This is a genomic window from Bradyrhizobium sp. IAR9, assembly GCF_013408065.1.
GTDB lineage: Bacteria > Pseudomonadota > Alphaproteobacteria > Rhizobiales > Xanthobacteraceae > Bradyrhizobium.
On record NZ_JACBZW010000002.1, the window covers coordinates 415,456 to 434,053 of the forward strand.

General features: G+C 65.0%; 20 protein-coding genes and 1 pseudogene. 8 read left to right on the top strand and 13 right to left on the bottom strand.

What is annotated here, in order from left to right; translation table 11 throughout:
- Positions 1 to 313 precede the first annotated feature (313 nt).
- Together GGD67_RS07535 and GGD67_RS07540 are read left to right on the top strand one after the other, a co-directional pair.
- Complete coding sequence (locus tag GGD67_RS07535; protein ID WP_179731903.1) at positions 314 to 1,357, top strand: helix-turn-helix domain-containing protein; 1,044 nt, start codon at positions 314 to 316, stop codon at positions 1,355 to 1,357.
- Positions 1,358 to 1,413: 56 nt separating this feature from the next.
- Complete coding sequence (locus tag GGD67_RS07540) at positions 1,414 to 2,061, top strand: HAD family phosphatase (protein ID WP_179731905.1); 648 nt, start codon at positions 1,414 to 1,416, stop codon at positions 2,059 to 2,061.
- A 95-nt stretch (positions 2,062 to 2,156) separates the two neighbouring features.
- Here GGD67_RS07540 and GGD67_RS07545 read toward each other — a convergent pair whose 3' ends face one another.
- The 8 genes from GGD67_RS07545 to GGD67_RS07580 all read right to left on the bottom strand — a co-directional run bounded on the left by GGD67_RS07545 (position 2,157) and on the right by GGD67_RS07580 (position 10,601).
- A complete protein-coding gene (locus GGD67_RS07545; protein WP_018316287.1) occupies positions 2,157 to 3,125 on the bottom strand; it encodes an ABC transporter ATP-binding protein in 969 nt (322 codons plus the stop codon).
- Positions 3,122 to 4,117: an ABC transporter ATP-binding protein gene (locus GGD67_RS07550; protein ID WP_179731907.1), complete on the bottom strand. Its 996-nt coding sequence runs from the start codon at positions 4,115 to 4,117 to the stop codon at positions 3,122 to 3,124. The genes GGD67_RS07545 and GGD67_RS07550 overlap by 4 nt, the downstream gene beginning before the upstream one ends.
- Complete coding sequence (locus GGD67_RS07555) at positions 4,117 to 5,034, bottom strand: ABC transporter permease (RefSeq protein ID WP_018316289.1); 918 nt, start codon at positions 5,032 to 5,034, stop codon at positions 4,117 to 4,119. Before GGD67_RS07555 ends, GGD67_RS07550 begins: the two co-directional genes overlap by 1 nt.
- Positions 5,000 to 5,959, bottom strand: coding sequence for an ABC transporter permease (locus GGD67_RS07560; RefSeq protein WP_179731909.1), 960 nt, complete (start codon positions 5,957 to 5,959; stop codon positions 5,000 to 5,002). Before GGD67_RS07560 ends, GGD67_RS07555 begins: the two co-directional genes overlap by 35 nt.
- Positions 5,960 to 5,988: 29 nt before the next feature.
- On the bottom strand, positions 5,989 to 7,779 hold the full coding sequence (locus GGD67_RS07565) for a peptide ABC transporter substrate-binding protein (protein ID WP_018316291.1): 1,791 nt from the start codon (positions 7,777 to 7,779) through the stop codon (positions 5,989 to 5,991).
- Positions 7,780 to 8,040: 261 nt separating this feature from the next.
- Positions 8,041 to 9,459 carry a M20 family metallopeptidase gene (locus tag GGD67_RS07570; protein ID WP_179731911.1) on the bottom strand — a complete coding sequence of 473 codons (1,419 nt, stop codon included), beginning with the start codon at positions 9,457 to 9,459 and terminating at the stop codon, positions 8,041 to 8,043.
- A gap of 141 nt (positions 9,460 to 9,600) precedes the next feature.
- The gene (locus GGD67_RS07575; protein ID WP_179731913.1) at positions 9,601 to 9,990 is read right to left on the bottom strand and encodes a hypothetical protein; all 390 of its coding nucleotides are present in this window, start codon (positions 9,988 to 9,990) and stop codon (positions 9,601 to 9,603) included.
- Entirely contained in the window at positions 9,987 to 10,601 is a 615-nt protein-coding gene (locus GGD67_RS07580) for a hypothetical protein (protein WP_179731914.1), read from the bottom strand. Before GGD67_RS07580 ends, GGD67_RS07575 begins: the two co-directional genes overlap by 4 nt.
- 238 nt (positions 10,602 to 10,839) lie before the next feature.
- On the opposite strand from GGD67_RS07580, the gene GGD67_RS07585 reads away from it, so the two are divergent.
- The 3 genes from GGD67_RS07585 to GGD67_RS07595 all read left to right on the top strand — a co-directional run bounded on the left by GGD67_RS07585 (position 10,840) and on the right by GGD67_RS07595 (position 13,194).
- Positions 10,840 to 11,811 (top strand): S1C family serine protease, encoded by a 972-nt coding sequence (locus GGD67_RS07585; protein WP_179731917.1) that lies wholly within the window; start codon positions 10,840 to 10,842, stop codon positions 11,809 to 11,811.
- Positions 11,812 to 11,833: 22 nt separating this feature from the next.
- On the top strand, positions 11,834 to 12,904 hold the full coding sequence (locus tag GGD67_RS07590) for a phospholipase (protein ID WP_179731919.1): 1,071 nt from the start codon (positions 11,834 to 11,836) through the stop codon (positions 12,902 to 12,904).
- Between the two features lie 83 nt (positions 12,905 to 12,987).
- A complete protein-coding gene (locus GGD67_RS07595) occupies positions 12,988 to 13,194 on the top strand; it encodes a hypothetical protein (protein ID WP_018316294.1) in 207 nt (68 codons plus the stop codon).
- Between the two features lie 74 nt (positions 13,195 to 13,268).
- Here GGD67_RS07595 and GGD67_RS07600 read toward each other — a convergent pair whose 3' ends face one another.
- The 3 genes and pseudogenes from GGD67_RS07600 to GGD67_RS07610 all read right to left on the bottom strand — a co-directional run bounded on the left by GGD67_RS07600 (position 13,269) and on the right by GGD67_RS07610 (position 14,949).
- Complete coding sequence (locus tag GGD67_RS07600; RefSeq protein ID WP_018316295.1) at positions 13,269 to 13,925, bottom strand: DsbA family protein; 657 nt, start codon at positions 13,923 to 13,925, stop codon at positions 13,269 to 13,271.
- 114 nt (positions 13,926 to 14,039) lie between these two features.
- Positions 14,040 to 14,516: a PaaI family thioesterase gene (locus GGD67_RS07605; protein ID WP_179731921.1), complete on the bottom strand. Its 477-nt coding sequence runs from the start codon at positions 14,514 to 14,516 to the stop codon at positions 14,040 to 14,042.
- A gap of 3 nt (positions 14,517 to 14,519) precedes the next feature.
- Positions 14,520 to 14,949 (bottom strand): annotated as a pseudogene (locus GGD67_RS07610) (acyl-CoA thioesterase).
- A gap of 104 nt (positions 14,950 to 15,053) precedes the next feature.
- On the opposite strand from GGD67_RS07610, the gene GGD67_RS07615 reads away from it, so the two are divergent.
- The gene (locus GGD67_RS07615) at positions 15,054 to 15,602 is read left to right on the top strand and encodes a TetR/AcrR family transcriptional regulator (protein WP_179731923.1); all 549 of its coding nucleotides are present in this window, start codon (positions 15,054 to 15,056) and stop codon (positions 15,600 to 15,602) included.
- Positions 15,603 to 15,731: 129 nt separating this feature from the next.
- Here GGD67_RS07615 and GGD67_RS07620 read toward each other — a convergent pair whose 3' ends face one another.
- Positions 15,732 to 16,223 carry a hypothetical protein gene (locus GGD67_RS07620; protein WP_179731924.1) on the bottom strand — a complete coding sequence of 164 codons (492 nt, stop codon included), beginning with the start codon at positions 16,221 to 16,223 and terminating at the stop codon, positions 15,732 to 15,734.
- Positions 16,224 to 16,428: 205 nt separating this feature from the next.
- Between GGD67_RS07620 and GGD67_RS07625 the strand changes: the two genes are divergently transcribed.
- Together GGD67_RS07625 and GGD67_RS07630 are read left to right on the top strand one after the other, a co-directional pair.
- Complete coding sequence (locus GGD67_RS07625) at positions 16,429 to 16,710, top strand: PsiF family protein (protein WP_179731926.1); 282 nt, start codon at positions 16,429 to 16,431, stop codon at positions 16,708 to 16,710.
- Between the two features lie 100 nt (positions 16,711 to 16,810).
- A complete protein-coding gene (locus GGD67_RS07630; protein WP_179731928.1) occupies positions 16,811 to 17,896 on the top strand; it encodes an AbrB family transcriptional regulator in 1,086 nt (361 codons plus the stop codon).
- Positions 17,897 to 18,045: 149 nt separating this feature from the next.
- Here GGD67_RS07630 and GGD67_RS07635 read toward each other — a convergent pair whose 3' ends face one another.
- A complete protein-coding gene (locus GGD67_RS07635) occupies positions 18,046 to 18,585 on the bottom strand; it encodes a disulfide bond formation protein B (RefSeq protein WP_179731930.1) in 540 nt (179 codons plus the stop codon).
- Positions 18,586 to 18,598: the final 13 nt, after the last annotated feature.

Below are 18,598 nucleotides of genomic sequence, written 5' to 3' on the forward strand. Positions count from 1 at the left end.
GCAAAATTCCCATTGAGCCCACGCGACAACCCCATTCCGACGGCGCAGCCCCGCATGGCGCGCTCGCATTCCGGAGACGGGAGAATCTCTAACAGGGCGGCAGACCGGACGATGTGCCCAGCGTCTCAGCGCGACAAAATCCAAGTAAATCTCTCGGTGGTTGTAAATACACAATCGCACAATCTATCTCGACCTCGCTTGCGCATCGATTTCCGAATGGCTACATCCAGACCCGACATTGGCTTGCCGCCGATCTCGAGAAATCAGTTGCATGCGGTCTTCCGCATCGCGAGGGGATGTGGACGGGACTGCGTTGAACGGAAGCACGGCGGCGGACATTCCCGGGCGCGGTCCGGAGGCGCTCGCGCAGTTGCGGGCCATGACGGTCGACATTTGTGAGGTCATTCCGCGCACCGCGGAGGACGACTTCCATGTCACTACGGTGACGAGGATGACCCGCAACGCCCTGCTGATCGACACGCGTGCCACCGACCAGGACTATGACCGCACGCCCGCGCACGTCGCCCGCGGCGTCATGGATCATTTTCAGATCACCCTCTGCGTCGAGGGCGAGATGCAGTTCAGCTCGGGCCGGCGCGAGGTCACGCTGCGGCCCGGCGACATCGTTCTGATCGACATGGCGCAGCCAAACCGGACCGCGCTGCGCGCCGCGGGCAGCCGCACCCATCTGATGTCGATCGTGCTGCAACGCGCGATTTTGGCGCCGCGGCTCGCCCATCCGGATGCGGCGACGGCATCCCTGCTGCCGTCGGATCACCCTCATGCACGCCTGCTCGCCAGCCACTACGCCGCGCTTGCCCTGCCGTCCGAGCCCGGGACGGACACCGCGACCGGCCATGCCGAAGCCACGGTCGAGGCGATCGCCGATCTCGTGGCGGCCGCTGCCGGCGGGACGGCGGAGATCGTCGCGGGCCTCGAGCGCGCCGAGCGGCACCTCTACCTCACGATGATCAAGCGCCGCATCGCGAACAACCTCGAAACCGATGCGCTCACCAGCGAAGAGCTCTGCCGCCACTTCCAGATCTCGCGCGCGACCCTCTACCGGATGTTCGAGGCCGAGGGCGGGCTTGCGCATTATGTGCGGGAGCAGCGGCTCAATCTCGCGTTTCGGCGCTTGCTATCGCCATCCACGCAGGACGGCCGCCTGATCGAGCTCGCCGTCGACATGCGCTTCAGCAGCGATTCCACCTTCATCCGCGCGTTCCGTCGCAAGTTCGGCCTGACGCCGGGCGAATTGAGGGAATTGGCCGACACGTGGCTGCGCGAGACCGGAGCGGTGCCGGCCGTCGACACGGTGCTGCATCAACTGGCGCGGCGGCGCGCATCGCAGCCCTAGCCAGCACCTGATTTGTCGCCCGCGTTCCGGCGGGATATGACTCACGCCAGGGCCGGATGTTCGGCCAATGCGCGAGCGTCGCCGTGACTGATGCCATCAAGCTCGTCCTCTTCGACATGGACAATGTCCTCTGCGACTACGACAGGGCGACGCGCGTCGCCTATCTGGCGGAGCTCGCGGGGACCAGCAGCGAAGCCGTCCACAACGCGATCTGGGACAGCGGATTCGAGCTGCTCGGCGATGCCGGCGCGCTCGAGGCCGCCGACTATCTGCGAGGTTTTGGCGAACGCATCGGCTATCCCCTCTCGCTCGACGAGTGGGTGGAAGCCCGGCGCCGTTCAATGCAGGCCGATCGCGCGATGCTGGACATTGCCGGAAGCCTGCGAAACACCGTCGATATTGCCGTCCTGACCAACAATACCACGCTGGTTGCCGACCACATCGACAAGCTGCTGCCGGAATTGCGCCCGCTGTTCGGCGCCCGGATCTACACCTCGGCCCAGTTCAAGACGGCGAAGCCGGACCCGCACTGCTATCGCCTCTGCCTCGCGGAGCTCGGGGTGAGGCCGCAGACCGTCCTGTTCGTCGACGATCTCGCAGCCAACGTCGCCGGCGCGCGAGAGGCGGGCCTGTTCGCGCATCAGCACACGTCCGTGGAGACATTCAGGCAGGCTTTGTCGGAGCACGGCCTGCTTCTCGGATGAATGTGCGTAGGGTGGGCAAAGGCGCGACAGCGCCGTGCCCACGTCTTCAGAATCGTGGGCACGCTTCGCTTTGCCCACCCTACGTGTTCATCGCACTACGCCAGATGACACGCCACGAAATGCCCGCCCGCCCCTTCCTTCAGCACGGGCGCGCTTTCCGCGCAGCGCGGCTGGGCGATCGGGCAGCGGGTGTGGAAGTGACAGCCCGACGGCGGCTTCATCGGGCTCGGCACGTCGCCCTTGAGGCGGATGCGCTCACGCTTGAGCTTTGGATCGGGCACCGGCACCGCCGACAGCAACGCCCTGGTGTAGGGATGCTGCGGGTTGCGGTAGAGATCGCTTGCTTTCGCCAGCTCGACGATCCGGCCGAGATACATCACCGCGACGCGGTCGGAGATGTGCTCGACCACCGAGAGGTCGTGCGCGACGAAGAGATAGGTGAGGTTCAACTCGGCCTGGAGGTCTTCCAGCAGATTGATGACCTGGGCCTGGATCGACACGTCGAGCGCCGAGACCGGCTCGTCGCAGACGATCAGCTTCGGCTCGACCGCGAGCGCGCGCGCGATCACGATGCGCTGGCGCTGGCCGCCGGAGAATTCGTGCGGATAGCGCCGCATGTGCTCGGCCTTGAGCCCGACCTTGACCAGCAGGCCCGCGACGCGCTCCTCGCGCTCTTTGGCGGAGGTCGCAAGGTTATGGATGGTGAAGGCCTCGCCGAGGATCGCGCCGACCGTCATGCGCGGATTGAGCGAGGCGAACGGATCCTGGAACACCAGCTGCATGTTGCGCCGCATCGCGCGCAGATCGTTGCCGCCAAGGCTGCGCACGTCCTGGCCGTCGAATGTGACCTCGCCGTCGGTCGGCTCGATCAGACGCAGCACGCAGCGTCCCGTGGTCGACTTGCCGCAACCGGATTCGCCGACGAGACCGAGCGTCTCGCCGCGATTGACCGAGAACGACACGCCGTCGACCGCATAGACGGTCCCGACCTGGCGCGACAGCAGGCCGCCGAGCACGGGGAAATGCTTCTTCAGGTTGGAGACTTGCAGCAAGGGTTCGCTCATGCCGCGCCTCCCAGATTTGTATCGCCGAGATGACAGGCCATGCGATGGCCGGGTGCGATCTCGCGCAGCAGCGGCTCCTTCTCGGTGCAGACGTTCATGGCGAACTTGCAGCGCGGCGCAAAGCGGCAGCCGACCGGCGGATTGATCAGGATCGGCACCGAGCCGCCGATCGCCTCGAGCCGCGTCTTGTGCTCGCTGTCGAGGTCGATGCGCGGGATCGAGCGGATCAGCCCTTGCGTATAGGGATGGCCGGGATGGCCGAACAGATCATCGACGAGCGCTTCCTCGACCACCTTGCCGGCATACATCACGACGACGCGCTGCGCGGTTTCGGCGACGACGCCCATGGCATGGGTGATCAGCATCACCGCCATGCCGAAGCGCTCCTTCATGTCCTGGAGCAGGTCCAGGATCTGGGCCTGGATGGTCACGTCGAGCGCAGTGGTGGGCTCGTCGGCGATGATCAGCTTCGGCTTGCAGGCGAGCGCCATCGCGATCATCACGCGCTGGCGCATGCCGCCGGAGAACTGGTGCGGGTAATTGTGCACCCGGCCCTCGGCGTTGGGGATCTGCACCAGCTTCAGCATCTCGATGGTGCGATCGAGCGCCTGCTTCCTGGTCACGGCCTCGTGGCGGCGCAGGCTTTCGGCGATCTGCTCGCCGACGGTGAGCACCGGGTTGAGCGAGGTCATCGGCTCCTGGAAGATGAAGCCGATCTCCTTGGCCCTGATCTCGTCGAGCTCGTTGCTGGTCAGCGGCACGAGATCGCGCCCCTCGAAGATGATCTGACCCGCCGCGATGCGGCCCGGCGGCATCGCGATCAGCTTCAGGATCGACATCGCGGTGACGGTCTTGCCGCAGCCGGATTCGCCGACCACGCAGAGCGTCTCGCCCCGGTTGATGGAGATGTCGACGCCGTCGACGGCCTGGAGGATGCCGTCGTCCGTGGAGAAGTGGGTCTTCAGTCCCTTGATCTCGAGCAGCGGCGCCATCAGATCACCCGTCGCGCATCGAGCGCGTCACGCAGGCCGTCGCCGATGAAGTTGATGGCGACCACCGCGATGAAGATCGCGCCGCCCGGGAACAGCGCCCAGTGCGGGCCGATGTCGAGAAAGTCCTTGGCATCATACAGCAGCCGACCCCAGGTCGGCGTGTCGGGCGGGAAGCCGAGGCCGAGGAAGGACAGCGTCGATTCCGCGATGATCGCGGCGGCGACGTCGATGGTGCCGGCGATGATCACCGGACCGAGCGCATTGGGCAGGATGTGACGCACCACCTGCCGCACCGGGCTCGCCCCGAGCGCCCGCGCGGCCTCGACGAATTCCTTCTCGCGGATCGACAGGAACTGGGCGCGCACGAGCCGCGCCACCGGCATCCAGCGCAGGCCGCCGATCACGAGCACGATCAGGATGAAGATGCCGCCCTCCGGACCGAACGCGGCCTTCAGACCGTCGCGGAACAGATAGATCAGCAGCAGCAGCAGCGGCAATTGCGGCAGCGACAGGAAGAGGTCGGTCAGCCACATCAACCCGTGGCCGAGCGCACCGCGCGACATGCCGGCGAGCGCGCCGATCAACACACCGACGAAGACCGAGACCAGCATCGCGGCGAGGCCGACCGCGAGCGAGATGCGCCCGCCATAGATCATGCGGGCGAGGATGTCCTGCCCGAGATCGTCGGTGCCGAAGGGATGCGCCGGCGAAGGCCCCTGCATGCCTGCGACGATGTCGATGTCGTCGATCTTGACCCGCCAGATGAAGGGGCCGAGCACCACTGCCAGGATCAGAACGAGCAGCAGGAACGCGCTGACCACGGCAAGCTTGTGGCGGCTGTAGCGCCGCCACGTCTCGCGCCAGGGCGAGTAGACGCGCCGCTCAGCGGAGGGAGATGCGAGGGTCAAGCCAGCCATAAAGCACGTCCGCGATGAGATTGAACAGCACGACCAGACACGCGAAGACGAAGGTGACGGCCATCACCACCGGCGTGTCGTTGGAAAGGATCGAGGAGATCAGCAGCGAGCCGATGCCGGGAATGCGGAAGATCTGCTCGGTGACGATGGCGCCGCCGAACACCGCGGGCATTTGCAGCGCGATCAACGTCACGACCGGAATCATGGCGTTGCGCATGACATGCTTGACGATGACCTTGGTCTGCCCGAGCCCCTTGGCGCGGGCGGTGGTGACATAGTCGAGCCGGATCACGTCCAGCATCGCCGAGCGCACGAAACGCGTCATCGACGCCGCCTGGAACAAGCCGAGCACCGCCACCGGCATGATCGCCTGACGGATCATCTCCAGCACCCAGTGGATGCCGGTGCCCTTGATGTCGGTGGTGTAGACGAACGGCAGCCAGTCCAGCGTGACCGAGAAGATCAGGATGAACAGGATGCCGGTGAAGAAGGTCGGCAGCGAGAAGCCGACGAACGCGAGCGTGTTGGCGATCTGGTCGAACAGCGAATAGGGCTTCGTGGCGGCATAGACGCCGACCGGAATCGCGATCAGCAGCGCCAGGATCTGCGCCGAGCCGATCACGTAGAGCGTGGCCGGCAGGCGCTGCAGGATGAGCGTGTCGACGTTCATCCGGCTGACGAAGGAGAAGCCCCAGTCGCCGTGCAGCATGGCGTTGAGCCAGTGCAGGTAGCGAAGGTGGATCGGATCGTCGAGGCCGAACTTGGCCCGGAGCGCCGCCTGTACCTCGGGCGGCACGTTCGGGTTGGTCGCCAGCTCGGAAAACGGATCGCCGGGCGCGAGCGCGAGCACGACGAACAGCACGACCGAGATTCCGAGCAGGCTCGGAATCGCGATCATCAGGCGACGCAGGACGTATTGGCTCATGAGGGAAGGCCCCGTCTAGAGTTGGGGGATCATTCCTCGCGGTACCAGTCGAACAGATTGTCGGTTTCGTTGGCCCAGCCGGACACGACCGGGCGCAGATTGTTGGCCGCGGCCTCGACCTTGAGGCGATGCTGCACCGGGATGAACACGGTGTCCTGGTACATCAGGTCGTTGGCCTTGATGTAGAGCGCAGCGCGCTTGACCGGATCCATCTCGCCGTCCGCAGCCTGGATGGTTGCGTCGTACTCCTTGTTGACCCAGCGCGGGAAGTTGGTGCCCTGCCACTTGTTCTCCTTGGTGGCGACGAGGGTCGAGAGGTAGCGACGCATGTGCTGCGACGGATCGGGCTGGCTCAGCGGGATCTGGAACATCTCCATGTCGGCGTAGAACTTGGAATAGGTATCGGGATTGCCGACGTCGGACGAGAAGAACACGGAGGCGACGACCGACTTCAGCTCGACGTCGATGCCCGCCTTCTGGCAGGCCTGCTTGACGATTGCCTGGGTCTTCTGGCGCGGACCGTTGATCGAGGTCTGGTAGAGCAGCTTCAGCTTCTTGCCGTCCTTCTCGCGGATACCGTCGGCGCCAGGCTTCCAGCCGGCCTCGTCGAGGATCTTCGAGGCCTTCTCGATGCTGAACTCCCACGAGGTGTTCTTGGAGACGAACTTTTCGGGACCGTTGAGGAAGTTGGCCGTGGTGCGGCCGGCGCGACCATAGATCGCCTTCTTGACCGACTCGCGATCGATCAGCAGCGAGAGCGCCTTGCGCACCGCCGGATCCGAGAACAGCGGGTGCTTGGTCTTGATCGAGGAGCGTTCGCCATCGACCTCGGTGTTGGGATCGGTGAAGTTCAGCGCGATGAACTCGGTGTCGCCACCGACCGCATAGACGGTCTTGCCCTTGCCGCCCTTCTCCAGGCGCAACAGCACGTCGTCCTCGACCTGGATGTTCCAGCCGAAATCGTATTCGCCGGTCTGGATCACCGCGCGTGCGGCCGAGACGGCGTCGCCGCCACCCTTCATCTCGACCGAGTCGAAATAGGGGCGGTTCGGCATGTGATAATCGGGGTTGAGCACGCCGCGGACGAGGTCGCCCGGCTTGAACTCGACGAACTTGTAGGGGCCGGTACCGACCGGCGAGAGGTTGGTCGGCGCCTCCCGCGATTTGGACCCCATATAGTCCTTGAACAGATGTTTCGGGATAATGGTGTTGGGCGCCCCGACGAAGGCGTCGGCCCAGAACGGCGTCGGCTTGTTGAAGAGGATGCGGACCGTGAGGTCATCCACTTTCTCCACCGTGATGTCGCGGAGCGTCGCGATCGTCAGCGCGGAGGTCGCGGGATCCTTGGCGTATTCCCAGTTGAATACGACGTCGTCGGCCGTGAACGGCGCGCCGTCATGCCATTTAACGCCGGGCTTGAGCTTCCAGGTCACCGACTTGCCGTCGGCGGCCAGGCCGCCGTTCTGGATCGAGGGAATTTCGGCGGCGAGAACCAGCTTCATGTTGCCGTCGGGATCCCAACAGGCCAGCGGCTCGTAGAACAAGCGCGCACCGTCCTGGTCCTTGGTGCCGGTGGCGAAATGCGGATTGAGCAAGGTCGGGCCCTGCCACCACAGCAGCTTCAGCGCACCACCGCCGCCACGCTTGGTCGGCTTGTAGGTCGAGGCGCCCTCGGCCATGGCGACGCCGCCGAGCGCGAGGATCTGGTTGGCCAGCGGGGCAGTGAGACCGACCGCGGCCATGCGCGTGATGAAGGCGCGGCGATCCATCCGTCCGTCCTTCACCTGGCCGATCATCGAACGCAGTTCTTTATCCAGCATGGTTGTCCCCCGTCTGGTTCCCATCGTGATGAAGACGGCCGTCAGAGGCGGCCGCCCAATTAGCTGGCAGTAGATGGCACACCGAATGGGGGGCGCGTCAACTGGGACCGTGTGTATGCAAACGGTCTTCTGGCTGTCTGTTGGGCAAAACTGTGTTCTGCAGCCCATCCGTTCGGCAATCCAGCATCAAAACATGCTGGATTGCACGCTGCACTGCGGAAAATTTGTTCGCAGGATCAGACGAAGTGTGGAGGCGAAATTCTACGCGACGGACATGTCGAGCGGCGGCTCGACGTGATCCGGCAGCGGACAGACATACGGCGTCTTGGCCGTTCGCTTCTTCAAGTCGGCCTTGGCCACCTTGATCAGTTCCGGATCTGTCAGCGCCTTGATGCCGAGACCGGCCATCGCCTTGGCGGCCTGCACCATGGCCTTGTGGGCATGCGGGCTCTTGCCCTGCGCCACCACCTGCCAGGTGTGGAACGGCGTGCCGATTGCAACCGTGGGGGCGTGAACCTGCACGGTCGGCACCACCCAGCTGACGTCGCCGACGTCGGTCGAGCCGACCAGCGGGTTGCGCTTGGCATCGAGCGGCACCAGGAAGTCGGCCAGCGGCCGATCGGTCTGCTCCATGCCGATCGCGTAATAGACTGACGCGATATCCTTGTCGCTCAAGGTCGCGCGGATCTGGCTGGCAAAGCCCTTGTCGGCATCGTCGAAATGCGGCGGTCCGAGCTCTTCCATGACCCGGTGCAGCGCCTGCTCCAGCGGCGTGTTCGGCAGGATGTTGGAGACCGCGGAGATGATCTTCATCTCGACCTTGGTCTCGGTCATCAGCGCCGCGCCCTCGGCGATCTTGCTCACACGTCCGACCAGCTCGTTCATGCCGGGAAGGTCACGGGCGCGGATCGAATAGCGCACCCGCGCATGGGCCTGGACCACGTTCGGCGCAATGCCGCCGGTGTCGAGCAGCGCGTAATGCACCCGCGCATCGCTCGGCATGTGCTCGCGCATGTAGTTCACGCCGACATTCATTAACTCCACCGCATCGAGCGCGGAGCGGCCGAGATGCGGCGAGGCCGCGGCATGCGAGGTGCGACCGGTGAAGATGAAATCCGCGCGCGTGTTGGCGAGCGACGGCGTCACCGCGACCTCCCAGAAGCTGTGCGGATGCCAGGTGATGGCGATGTCGGCGTCCTCGAACGCGCCGGAGCGCACCATGAACGCCTTTGCGGCGCCGCCTTCTTCAGCCGGGCAGCCATAATAGCGCACGCGACCTGGCACCTTGTTTTCGGCAAGCCAGTCCTTCACCGCGGTCGCGGCGAGCAGCGCGGCGGAACCCAGCAGATTGTGACCACAGCCATGGCCGTGCCCACCGGCTTCGATCGGACGATGCTCGGCGACACCCGCTTCCTGGCTGAGACCGGGAAGGGCGTCATATTCGCCCATGAATGCGATGACCGGACCGCCCTCGCCCCACTCGCCCATCACCGCCGTCGGAATGCCGGCGACGTTCTCGGTGATGCGGAAACCCTGATGACGCAGCTCGGCGAGATGCTCGGCGGCGGACCGCGCCTCGGTGTAGCACACCTCGGGCATGCCCCAGACCTTGTCGCTGAGGTCGATGAAACGCCCCTTGATCGTGTCGACGCCACGCCAGATATCGCTGCGGTTGTCCATTGCTTCGGTCCGGATCCCTTGGTCAAACGAAGCGGCAATGGTTAGCAGCTTAGGGAGGGGCCGCCTAGCAGCGGCAGGGACACCAGCCATGCGGCCTGACAGGGTCTCACAGCGCGGCCCAAGGCGACCGCCCCTACGGCACTACATTCTCGGCCTCGAGAGCGCGTCTTTGCTTACGAACAGGAGGCGTCGCCGGAAGGCCGTCGGACTCTCGGCAACCAGCACCCCCTTCAGAGATTGTAGACCACCTGCGAAGAAGGGCTCGCGAAGCCCATTACCGTGAACCTCGGTCCATTCCGGTATTTGTAATCCGTAAACGCGCGCAAGGTGCTCTGCCACGGCCGCCGTATAGGCGTCGTGCACAGCGTCGATGGAAGCGGGTCGTTCTTCGATGGCCTGCTGGCGTGCGTTCGGGTTCATGTAGAACCAATCGAGAAATTCGCGGAGCGACGGGTCGAACTTCTGCTCGCCAGCTTGTACGCGGCGAACGACGTCACCCAGCGTTGCGGGCTTCTTGCCGAACAGGCTCATGGTTGGCTCGACGGAGGCGTGTGGTCATCTTCGGGCCCAGTCTCGAGATTTGAGAAAATCTCCTCGAGACCCAATCGGGTCTTGGGTTGAAGCGCATTCTGCGGATAGAATTTTTCGACCAACGTGAGTGCATCCTGGCTGTTCTTGATGCCTATCGCGCGGGCGAGGAGCTTGATGTCGTCAATGTCCGAATTCGTTTCGACACCGCCGACACGCATCGCCCGGCGCTTCATGGCAAACAAGTATTCCGGTCTGGCGGTATAGACGCGGAGGCCCGGCTGATCCTCGGTGGGGTAGGTCTTGAATAGAGCCTTTACGTCAGGATCCGCGTCTCTCTTGCTCAACCACCCCTTCACACCGTCGTTCAACCAGTTTTCGTCCCAGCCGAACTCCTCCGCCATCTCGGCCGCAAGCCGCTTGATGAAATCCTTGTTTCCTTCAAACACCGCATCGACGTCACCGGTGTTGATCTGCCGATTCAAGGTCAGCAGGAGGGCCGATCCGCCGTAGACGACGATTTCGACGGTGCGGCCTGCAGCGAAGGCCCTGCGGCCCAGCTCGGCCAGTGCATTTTCCAAAGTTAGCCGATCGAAATTCTTGTCATCGCTCATGGCTTGTTCCACAGACCGCGAACGATACGCTTGCCACTCTGGGTCGACAACGTCTTTTCGCGCGGACACCGGGACCCACAAGGCACGATCGGTCCAGAATTTCTGCATTTCCCGACCGACCCAGGCATGGCGGTCTTTAAAGAGGGGCGTTTGCGGCATAGATTGTCTTTGATTTAGCGCGGCGCTTCTCGTGCGCGAGAGGTATGTCAAAGCGCCAAGGAAAGACCAGGAGAACTCCATGCCCGCTTTGACCGAATGGAGAGTGCCGCCGGCCAATCAGCCGCGTGCGGGCGACTACGGTTTCGATCTCGACCGCGCGCTCGCATCCGTCGTTGGCCTGCACGCCATCGTCCCGCCGGACGCCTTCAGCGCCGAGACGCTGGGCACCGAACGCGCCGGCAACGGCGTCGTGATCGATCACGGACTGGTGCTCACCATCGGCTATCTCATCACCGAGGCGGAATCGGTGTGGCTGCACCTCGGCGATGGGCGGGTGGTCGAAGGCCATGCGCTCGGTTTCGATTCCGAAACCGGCTTCGGCCTGGTGCAAGCCCTCGGTGAGCTCGACGTCGAACCGTTGCCGCTCGGCAGCTCGGCAGAAGCCGGGATCGGCGACCGCGTCGTGGTCGGCGGCGCCGGCGGCCGCACGCGCTCGGTCGCCAGCCAGATCGTGGCCAAGCAGGAGTTCGCCGGCTATTGGGAATATCTGCTGGACGAAGCCGTCTTCACCTATCCCGCGCATCCGAACTGGGGCGGCACGGCGCTGCTCAACGAGCGCGGCGAGCTGATCGGCATCGGCTCGCTTCAGCTGGAGCGCGAGCGCGACGGCAAGGCCGAGCATGTCAACATGGTCGTGCCGATCGACCTCTTGAAGCCGATCCTGGACGATCTGCGCAAGTTCGGTCGCGTCAACAAGCCGGCGCGCCCCTGGCTCGGGCTCTACTCGACCGAGATCGACAACCGCTTGGTCGTGATCGGGATCTCCCCCAACGGCCCTGCCGCGCGCGCCGAGCTCAAGACCGACGACATCATCCTCGCCGTGAACGGGGACAAGGTCACGAGCCAGACCGCCTTCTACAAGAAGATGTGGGCGCTCGGCACCGCCGGCGTCGACGTGCCGCTGACCGTGTACCACCAAGGCGTCACCTTCGACGTCACGGTGACCTCCACCGATCGCTTCAAGCTCTTGAAGGCACCGAAGCTGCATTGATCCCACGCTGAAGGAAGCCGCGATGAGCGAGGCCGTGATCGACGACATCGTGGCCGTGCTGCCGCCGCTGCTCAATGCGCTGGAAGCGCTCGGCTTCTTCCAACGCCATCTGCATCCGCCGGCGTTCGCTACCGTGATGAACGCGATCGGCGCACCGGATGAGGCGCTGCAAACGGCACACGCGGCTATTGGAGAGTGGCCGGAGCAGTTCGCGGGCCTCCGCGAGCGGCTCGATCGCGCCTGCGGCGAGACGCTCGCCGCCTTTGCCGGGATCCGCGAGGTCGAGCGCGGCAATGGCGATCTCGTCGCTGTCTTCCGCGCGCTGCGCCACGTGCCGCGCGCGCAGGAGGCGCTTTATCCCCTGGCGATGCAATTTCCTCCCGTAAGCAGCTTCTTCCTCAACACCGCCAATCGCGAAAATGCGGATCTGTTGTCGCGGCTCGACGTCGGCGCGAGCGAAAATACCGGCATCTTCCACGATCACAACGAACCCGGCAGCCGCGGCGGCTTCTCGGTCTATGTGCCTGAGGACTATACGCCCGAGCGTGCCATGCCGCTGGTGATGGCGCTGCATGGCGGCAGCGGCAACGGACGCGGTTTCCTGTGGAGCTGGTTGCGCGACGCCCGCAGCCTTGGCACGATTCTGGTGGCGCCAACCGCGACCGGTCCGACCTGGGCGCTGATGGGCGATGATGCCGATACGCCTAACCTCATGCGTATCCTCGAAACCGTGCGCAGCCGCTGGAGCATCGACGCCTCGCGCATGCTACTGACCGGCATGAGCGACGGCGGCACCTTCAGTTACGTCAGCGGCCTCGACGGCGCCTCGCCTTTCACCCATCTGGCGCCGGTCTCGGCAACCTTCCATCCGCTGATGGCGGAGATGGCCGACGCCGCGCGCCTGCAGGGGCTGCCCATCTTCATCACCCACGGCAAGCTCGACTGGATGTTTCCGGTGCAGACCGCGCGCCAGACCCAGGCCGCGCTCGCAGCGGCCGGCGCTGATGTCACCTATCGCGAGATCGACGACCTCAGCCACACCTATCCCCGCGAGATCAACGCGGAGCTGGTGCAGTGGCTGAACGCGGGGTGAACAACCCGTCCTTATCCGCGCCGCACTGCCGCGGAACCATCGCTCCGGGCCGACGTTATTGCTGGCCCACCGGAGGTTCGCAAATGCAGACTTTTTTCGGAATGATCCTTGGCGCGCTGCTGCTTGCCGGCGGCGTGTATGTCTATGACTCCATGCAGACCTCGTCCGTCGCCAATGGCGAGGTCGCGACCACCAATCGCACCATCGTGAACTGGGATGTCGCGAAGGCGGATTGGGATGCGCTGCGCGACCGCGCGCACAAGGACTGGGTCCGGATCTCGTCGAAGTAACAACGCCCATCATGAACGAGGCGCCGTCGCGAGCTCCGCGGCGGCGCCTTTGCGTTGGCTACGACCGATGCTCCTCAGTTCATCTTGGCCTTGCGCGCATCGGCGATGACCTGCTCGAACTCGGTCATGCTGAGCACGCCGGGGACGCGGTACTTGCCGACGATGAAAGACGGGGTGCCGCTGAAACCAAAGGCTTCGGCCTGCTCGTTGTTGCGCTTGAGCAGCGCGTCGATATCGCTGCCATGGCCGGCGAGATCGCGCTTCAGGCGATCCATGTCGAGGCCGGCGGCGGCAAGCAGCTCGTTGATGCGCGGCTCGGTCAGGCGCGAGCTGACGCCCATCAAGGCATCATGGGCCTGATGGTATTTGTCCTGGAATTTTGCCGCGAGAGCGGTCCGCGCCGCGGTGACGGAGACCGGCCCGAGGATCGGCCAATCCTTCATCACCAGCCGCACCTTGCCGTCGTCCTGGACGACCTGGCGCAGCTCGGGCTCGAGCTTGCGGCAATAGGGGCAATTGTAGTCGGACCATTCGACGATGGTGACGTTACCGTTGGGATTGCCGGCGACGGGCGTGTCGGGATCGCGCAGCACCTTGGCTTCGGTCAGCACCTCGTTGTCGTCGGTCGCCGCGCGCGCCGAGGCGCCCGTCAGTGCGAGGGCGCCCGCCCCGATCAGCGTCAACGCCGCGCGCCGCGTCGGCGCAAGGCCCTTAGTCCCAAATCCAGCCATATCTCGTCCCGTTTCGGTCCCATCTCCCTGAATACGGTCGGGACCGGGAATTGTTACTCGTCATATAGAGTGTCGCGGCGGCGATGTCATCGCACCAGCAGCGTGACCATCAGGCTATGCGCCGGACGCACTCGCCGCGGGCGGCGCTGCAATGCGCGGCAGCATCGCCATCAACGTGCCGGTCATCGTTGCGATCAGCGTGGTCTTGCCCTCGTGCTCGGCAAACGCCCTGGCCTCACAGAACGTCAGCGTGCGGCCGGGCTTGACAACCTCGGCCTTGAAGACGAAGCGCTCGCCGCTAGCCGGGGCCAGCAGCGTGGTCTTGAACTCGACGGTAAGGATATCAGCCTCGCGCGGCATCAGGGTGAAGGCCGCAACGCCGCAGGCGTTGTCCAGCCCGGCGGTGATGATGCCGGCATGAACAAACCCGTTCTGCTGGGTGAAGGCCGCGGAATGCAGCATCGCCAGCTCGGCCTCGCCCGGTGCGAGGCGGACGATCACGATGCCGAGCGTGTGCATCGCCGGCTGGCCGTCGAACATGGCGATGGCCGCCGCCCGATAGCCCGGGTTCTTCGGCTCGAACGCAGCCATGGCTCAGGCCTCGGCCGGCTCGGCGAGATGCCGAAGAGCGATCTCGCGGACGGCATCCGTGAACGGCGCCGATTTGCGCTGGGTTCGATCCATGTGCACGCCGGTGATCTCGCAAATCGCCGCGATCTCGCCGGTCTCGGCATTCGTCATGTCGTGCCGGAAGCGGATCGACTTGTAGCGCACCTCGAGCAGATGGCTACGGATCTCGACGATGTCGCCGGCGAGCAGCTCGCGCCTGTAGGCGATGTTCTGCTGCACGGCGGCCATGCCGCGGCCGGAGGAGCGCAAATAGCTCGGCGTGAGGCCGAGGCGGGCGAATAGATTCCAGTTGGCTTCGTCGAATTTGCCGACATACCACATGATTGTTCATGTGGCCGACGTGGTCGCATTGCCACGGATAGACCGTGCCGCGATAGGTCGCCTCCTGCTCCATCGCCATTTTCCGCCCTCGTTGTTTATTGATTGATACGGTAGCGTATCAGGCACGAGACGCGTTAGCAATACGGCACCGTATCAAGAGTTCGAGAGGCTTCATTCATGAGCGACGGCAAGGGCGATGTCTGGGTCGAGGCGGGGTTTGCCGAGCTCGCCCGCGCGGGGGTCGAGGGTGTCAGGGTCGAGGTGCTCGCCAAGAATCTCGGCGTCACCAAGGGCGGCTTCTACCGCCGCTTCGCCGACCGCGCCGCGCTGCTCGACGCCATGCTGCAGCGCTGGCGCGAGGGCCGGGCCGCGTCGATCGCGCAGCAGACGCGCCTCGATGGCCAACAGCCCCGCGAACGGCTGAAGGCGGTGATCCAGCTCTACTCCGAGCGGCTCAATCCTGAAGCCATGGCGATCGAGCTCGCGATCCGGCAATGGGCCCGCTCCGACGATAGCGCCGCGGCGGCCGTGGCGAGTGTGGACGCAGCGCGGCTCAAGCACGTGGCCGAGCTCTATCGCGCGACCGGGCTTGCACCGGAGGAGGCCGAGGCGCAGGCCTTCCTGTTCTACTGCTTCATCTTCGGCCAGAGCCTGTTGTTCGTCGAGCGCGGCCCGCGCAAGCGATCGCAACTAGTGGCGAAGTCGGCCGAGAAGCTGCTCGCCTAGAGCATGATCCGGACCCGAAGGGCCGCGTGAGCGCAAAGTGTGCAGCGGTTTTCCGAAAGATTATGCTCAAACTAAAATTCAGGCAAAAAAGGCCGGAGCGGTGCTCCGGCCTTCGTATCGATTCGAAGCTCAGGCGGCGCCCTTCAGCTTCTTGTTGCATTCGCTGTAATAGCCGCCGCCCTTCTGGATCCACTTCATGCCGCCGTTGCCGTTGGTGGTCTTGTTGGCGTTGTACTGGTCGACGCAGGTGTGCAGGCGTCCCTTGCCCGGGGTCTCCTTGGCATATTTCGGATCGATCGCGTTCGGATAGATCGCAGGTCCCGCCGGCAGGGTCGGCGCGGCGGCGGGGGCCGCCTCCTTCTTGGCCTGCTTCGGCTCGGCGGGCGCAGCCGCGGTCGGTGCAGGAGCAGCCGGCGCGGCGGCAGCCGGCGTTGCATCCGCGCCGCACTGGGCCTTGCGGAAGTCATTCCACTTCATGGTGCCGAGCGAGCCGTCCTTCTTGGCCGCCTGGTATTTGGCGCTGCACTCCTGCGACGTCAGTGCCTGCGCCGGCGCCGATACCGAGAGCGCAGCAAATCCCGACAACGCAATCGCGCACAGCATTTTTGATTGAATGGTCATCCTTAGGTCTCCTCCTTGGTCTTCCCCCGAGGGGAAGTGAAACAAGAATTGCTATCCTAGCGTGCCGGCCATTTGCGACAAGGAAGCGATGGCTCCCGGCCGCCAAAATATAGTAACGGCGCCGTTCAGATTATTCATGTCGCGTTCAGCAATGCGAGCCGACGTTCGCAGCCCTTCGCAATTCTCGCAAGATGAGTGCAACACCATGACCCTCGCCTCTCGCCTCGCCGCCGTCGCCCTCGCCTCCCTGCTCGCCGGCGGCACCGCCTTCGCGCAGACCGCCGCGCCGGCGGCCAAGACCGATACGAAGACCGACGCCGCCACGGCCGACAAGAAAGCCCCGAAGGAGCGCTCGGCCGAGTCGCTCGAATGCTCCAAGCAGGCCGACGCCAAGGGCCTGCACGGCAAGGAGCGCAAGAAATTCCGCTCCGAATGCATCAAGACCGCCAAGGCGGGCACCGCCGCGCCGGCTGCCGACAAGAAGTAGCTCCGACACGATCTTCCGCGAGCTTCCAGCGAGAGGCGCGCGCATTGCGGCATGACGAGCCTGCAATTGTGCGCCTCTCCCTGATTTGCGATAAGGTGGCGTGAAGCAAATCGCCGCCTCCCTGTCGTTTGAATGGCCGAGCCGTGCCAAGATCTTGAGCACGGCGGAGACGCTCGTCATCGGCACCGCCGGCGGCCTTGTGTTTCTCCTCGCCGGCCTTCCCGGCGGGCTGATCTCCGGCTCGATGATCGCGGTCGGGATCGCCGCGATCGCCGGGCGCCAGCTCGCGCTGCCGCCACTCCTGACCCAGACCGTGCTGGTGCTGCTCGGCATTTCGCTGGGCTCGGTGGTCTCGCGCCATCTGCTTCAGCAGGTCGGCGCATATCCCCTCACCATCGGGCTGCTTGCGCTCGCGACCTTCTGCTCGACCTTCGGCTCGAGCTATTACCTCCAGCGCATCCATGGCTGGGACCGCACCTCGGCCTTCCTGGCCGGCAGCCCCGGCGCGTTGTCGCAGATCACGATCCTGGCGGTCGAGCGCGGCGCCGACCTGCCGGGCATCGCGGTGGTGCAGACCATGCGCGTCATCATCCTCACCGCGGCCCTGCCGATGGTGCTCGCGTTTGCGGGCGTCGCCCCCTCGGCCGCGCCGTCGCTGGCGACGACGATCGCCTCGCCGCTCGATCTCGTCGAGCTGTTCGCGGCCTCGCTGGCCATGGCGCTGGTCCTGCGCCTGATCAGGTTTCCGGCGAGCTGGATGTTCGGCGCCATGATCGCCTCCAGCGTGCTGCATGGCGCCGGCTGGGTCGAGGGCGGCTTGCCGGACTGGGTGCGCGGCGTGGCACTGGTCGGCATCGGCGCGCTGATCGGCAGCCGCTTCGCGCGGATGCGGATCAAGACGCTGGCCGGCCACCTCAACGCGGCGCTGGGCTCGTTCACGGTCGCAATCGCCGTCTCCGCCATCTTCGTCGGCATCGTGGCGCTGACCACCCAGGTCAGATTCTCCGACGCCGTCGTCGCCTTCGCGCCGGGCGCGATGGATGCCATGCTGGCGCTGGCGCTGACGCTGCACATCGACCCGATCTTCGTCGGGGCCCACCATTTGTCGCGTTTCGTGTTCGTGACGATCGCACCACCGGGCATCGTGCATCTGTTCGGACGCACGCAGGACGATGTGGATGATTGACGGCGCGCGGTGCGCCTCGCGAACTCCGCTCTCGTAGGGTGGGCAAAGGCGCATAGCGCCGTGCCCACGTTCTCTTTCGACCTTATCACTACGAGATGGTGGGCACGGCGCGCGAAGGGCGCGCCTTTGCCCACCCTACGGCGGCTTGCCTAGCCTCTCGCCGTCTTCGCAAATCCCCACGCGGCAATCGCGGCCATGAGCAGCGAGATCAGGACGTTGTAGCCGGCGAGCGAGAGGCCGAGGAAGCGCCACTGCACCTCGTCGCAACGCACCACCTTCACGGTGTCGAGCTTTGAGAACAGATCGCCGGCATTGCCAAGATTGACGACGGGACCGCTGCAATCGGTCGGCCCCTTCCAGAACCCCCATTCAACGCCGGAATGGTAGGTGCCGAGACCGGCATTGGCGAGCGTTGCCAGCGCGAGGATCGCCAGCCCCGCCAGCAGCAGCGGCCGCGGCGCGCCGCTCCGCGCCGCCAGCGCCGTGAGCGCACCGAGCGGAATCGCGAGATAATAGGCGTAGCGCTGCTCCAGGCAGAGCGGACAGGGCAGGATCTCCAGCACGAGCTGGAAGAACCAGGCGCCCGCGATGGTCGCGGCTGCAATCAGCGTGACGAGCAGCGAGGCCGTCAGCGCAGCGCCGCTCGCAGCCGGCTTGAACGCAGGTATGGCGGCACTCTGGGTCGTCACGGCAGCCTCTTTC

Excerpts from the sequence above, each read along its gene's own strand:
- GGD67_RS07540 (WP_179731905.1), top strand. The coding sequence starts at position 1,414 with ATGTTCGGCCAATGCGCGAGCGTCGCCGTGACTGATGCCATCAAGCTC.
- GGD67_RS07545 (WP_018316287.1), bottom strand. The coding sequence starts at position 3,125 with ATGAGCGAACCCTTGCTGCAAGTCTCCAACCTGAAGAAGCATTTCCCC.
- GGD67_RS07550 (WP_179731907.1), bottom strand. The coding sequence starts at position 4,117 with ATGGCGCCGCTGCTCGAGATCAAGGGACTGAAGACCCACTTCTCCACG.
- GGD67_RS07555 (WP_018316289.1), bottom strand. The coding sequence starts at position 5,034 with ATGGCTGGCTTGACCCTCGCATCTCCCTCCGCTGAGCGGCGCGTCTAC.
- GGD67_RS07560 (WP_179731909.1), bottom strand. The coding sequence starts at position 5,959 with ATGAGCCAATACGTCCTGCGTCGCCTGATGATCGCGATTCCGAGCCTG.
- GGD67_RS07565 (WP_018316291.1), bottom strand. The coding sequence starts at position 7,779 with ATGCTGGATAAAGAACTGCGTTCGATGATCGGCCAGGTGAAGGACGGA.
- GGD67_RS07570 (WP_179731911.1), bottom strand. The coding sequence starts at position 9,459 with ATGGACAACCGCAGCGATATCTGGCGTGGCGTCGACACGATCAAGGGG.
- GGD67_RS07575 (WP_179731913.1), bottom strand. The coding sequence starts at position 9,990 with ATGAGCCTGTTCGGCAAGAAGCCCGCAACGCTGGGTGACGTCGTTCGC.
- GGD67_RS07580 (WP_179731914.1), bottom strand. The coding sequence starts at position 10,601 with ATGAGCGATGACAAGAATTTCGATCGGCTAACTTTGGAAAATGCACTG.
- GGD67_RS07585 (WP_179731917.1), top strand. The coding sequence starts at position 10,840 with ATGCCCGCTTTGACCGAATGGAGAGTGCCGCCGGCCAATCAGCCGCGT.
- GGD67_RS07590 (WP_179731919.1), top strand. The coding sequence starts at position 11,834 with ATGAGCGAGGCCGTGATCGACGACATCGTGGCCGTGCTGCCGCCGCTG.
- GGD67_RS07595 (WP_018316294.1), top strand. The coding sequence starts at position 12,988 with ATGCAGACTTTTTTCGGAATGATCCTTGGCGCGCTGCTGCTTGCCGGC.
- GGD67_RS07600 (WP_018316295.1), bottom strand. The coding sequence starts at position 13,925 with ATGGCTGGATTTGGGACTAAGGGCCTTGCGCCGACGCGGCGCGCGGCG.
- GGD67_RS07605 (WP_179731921.1), bottom strand. The coding sequence starts at position 14,516 with ATGGCTGCGTTCGAGCCGAAGAACCCGGGCTATCGGGCGGCGGCCATC.
- GGD67_RS07615 (WP_179731923.1), top strand. The coding sequence starts at position 15,054 with ATGAGCGACGGCAAGGGCGATGTCTGGGTCGAGGCGGGGTTTGCCGAG.
- GGD67_RS07620 (WP_179731924.1), bottom strand. The coding sequence starts at position 16,223 with ATGACCATTCAATCAAAAATGCTGTGCGCGATTGCGTTGTCGGGATTT.
- GGD67_RS07625 (WP_179731926.1), top strand. The coding sequence starts at position 16,429 with ATGACCCTCGCCTCTCGCCTCGCCGCCGTCGCCCTCGCCTCCCTGCTC.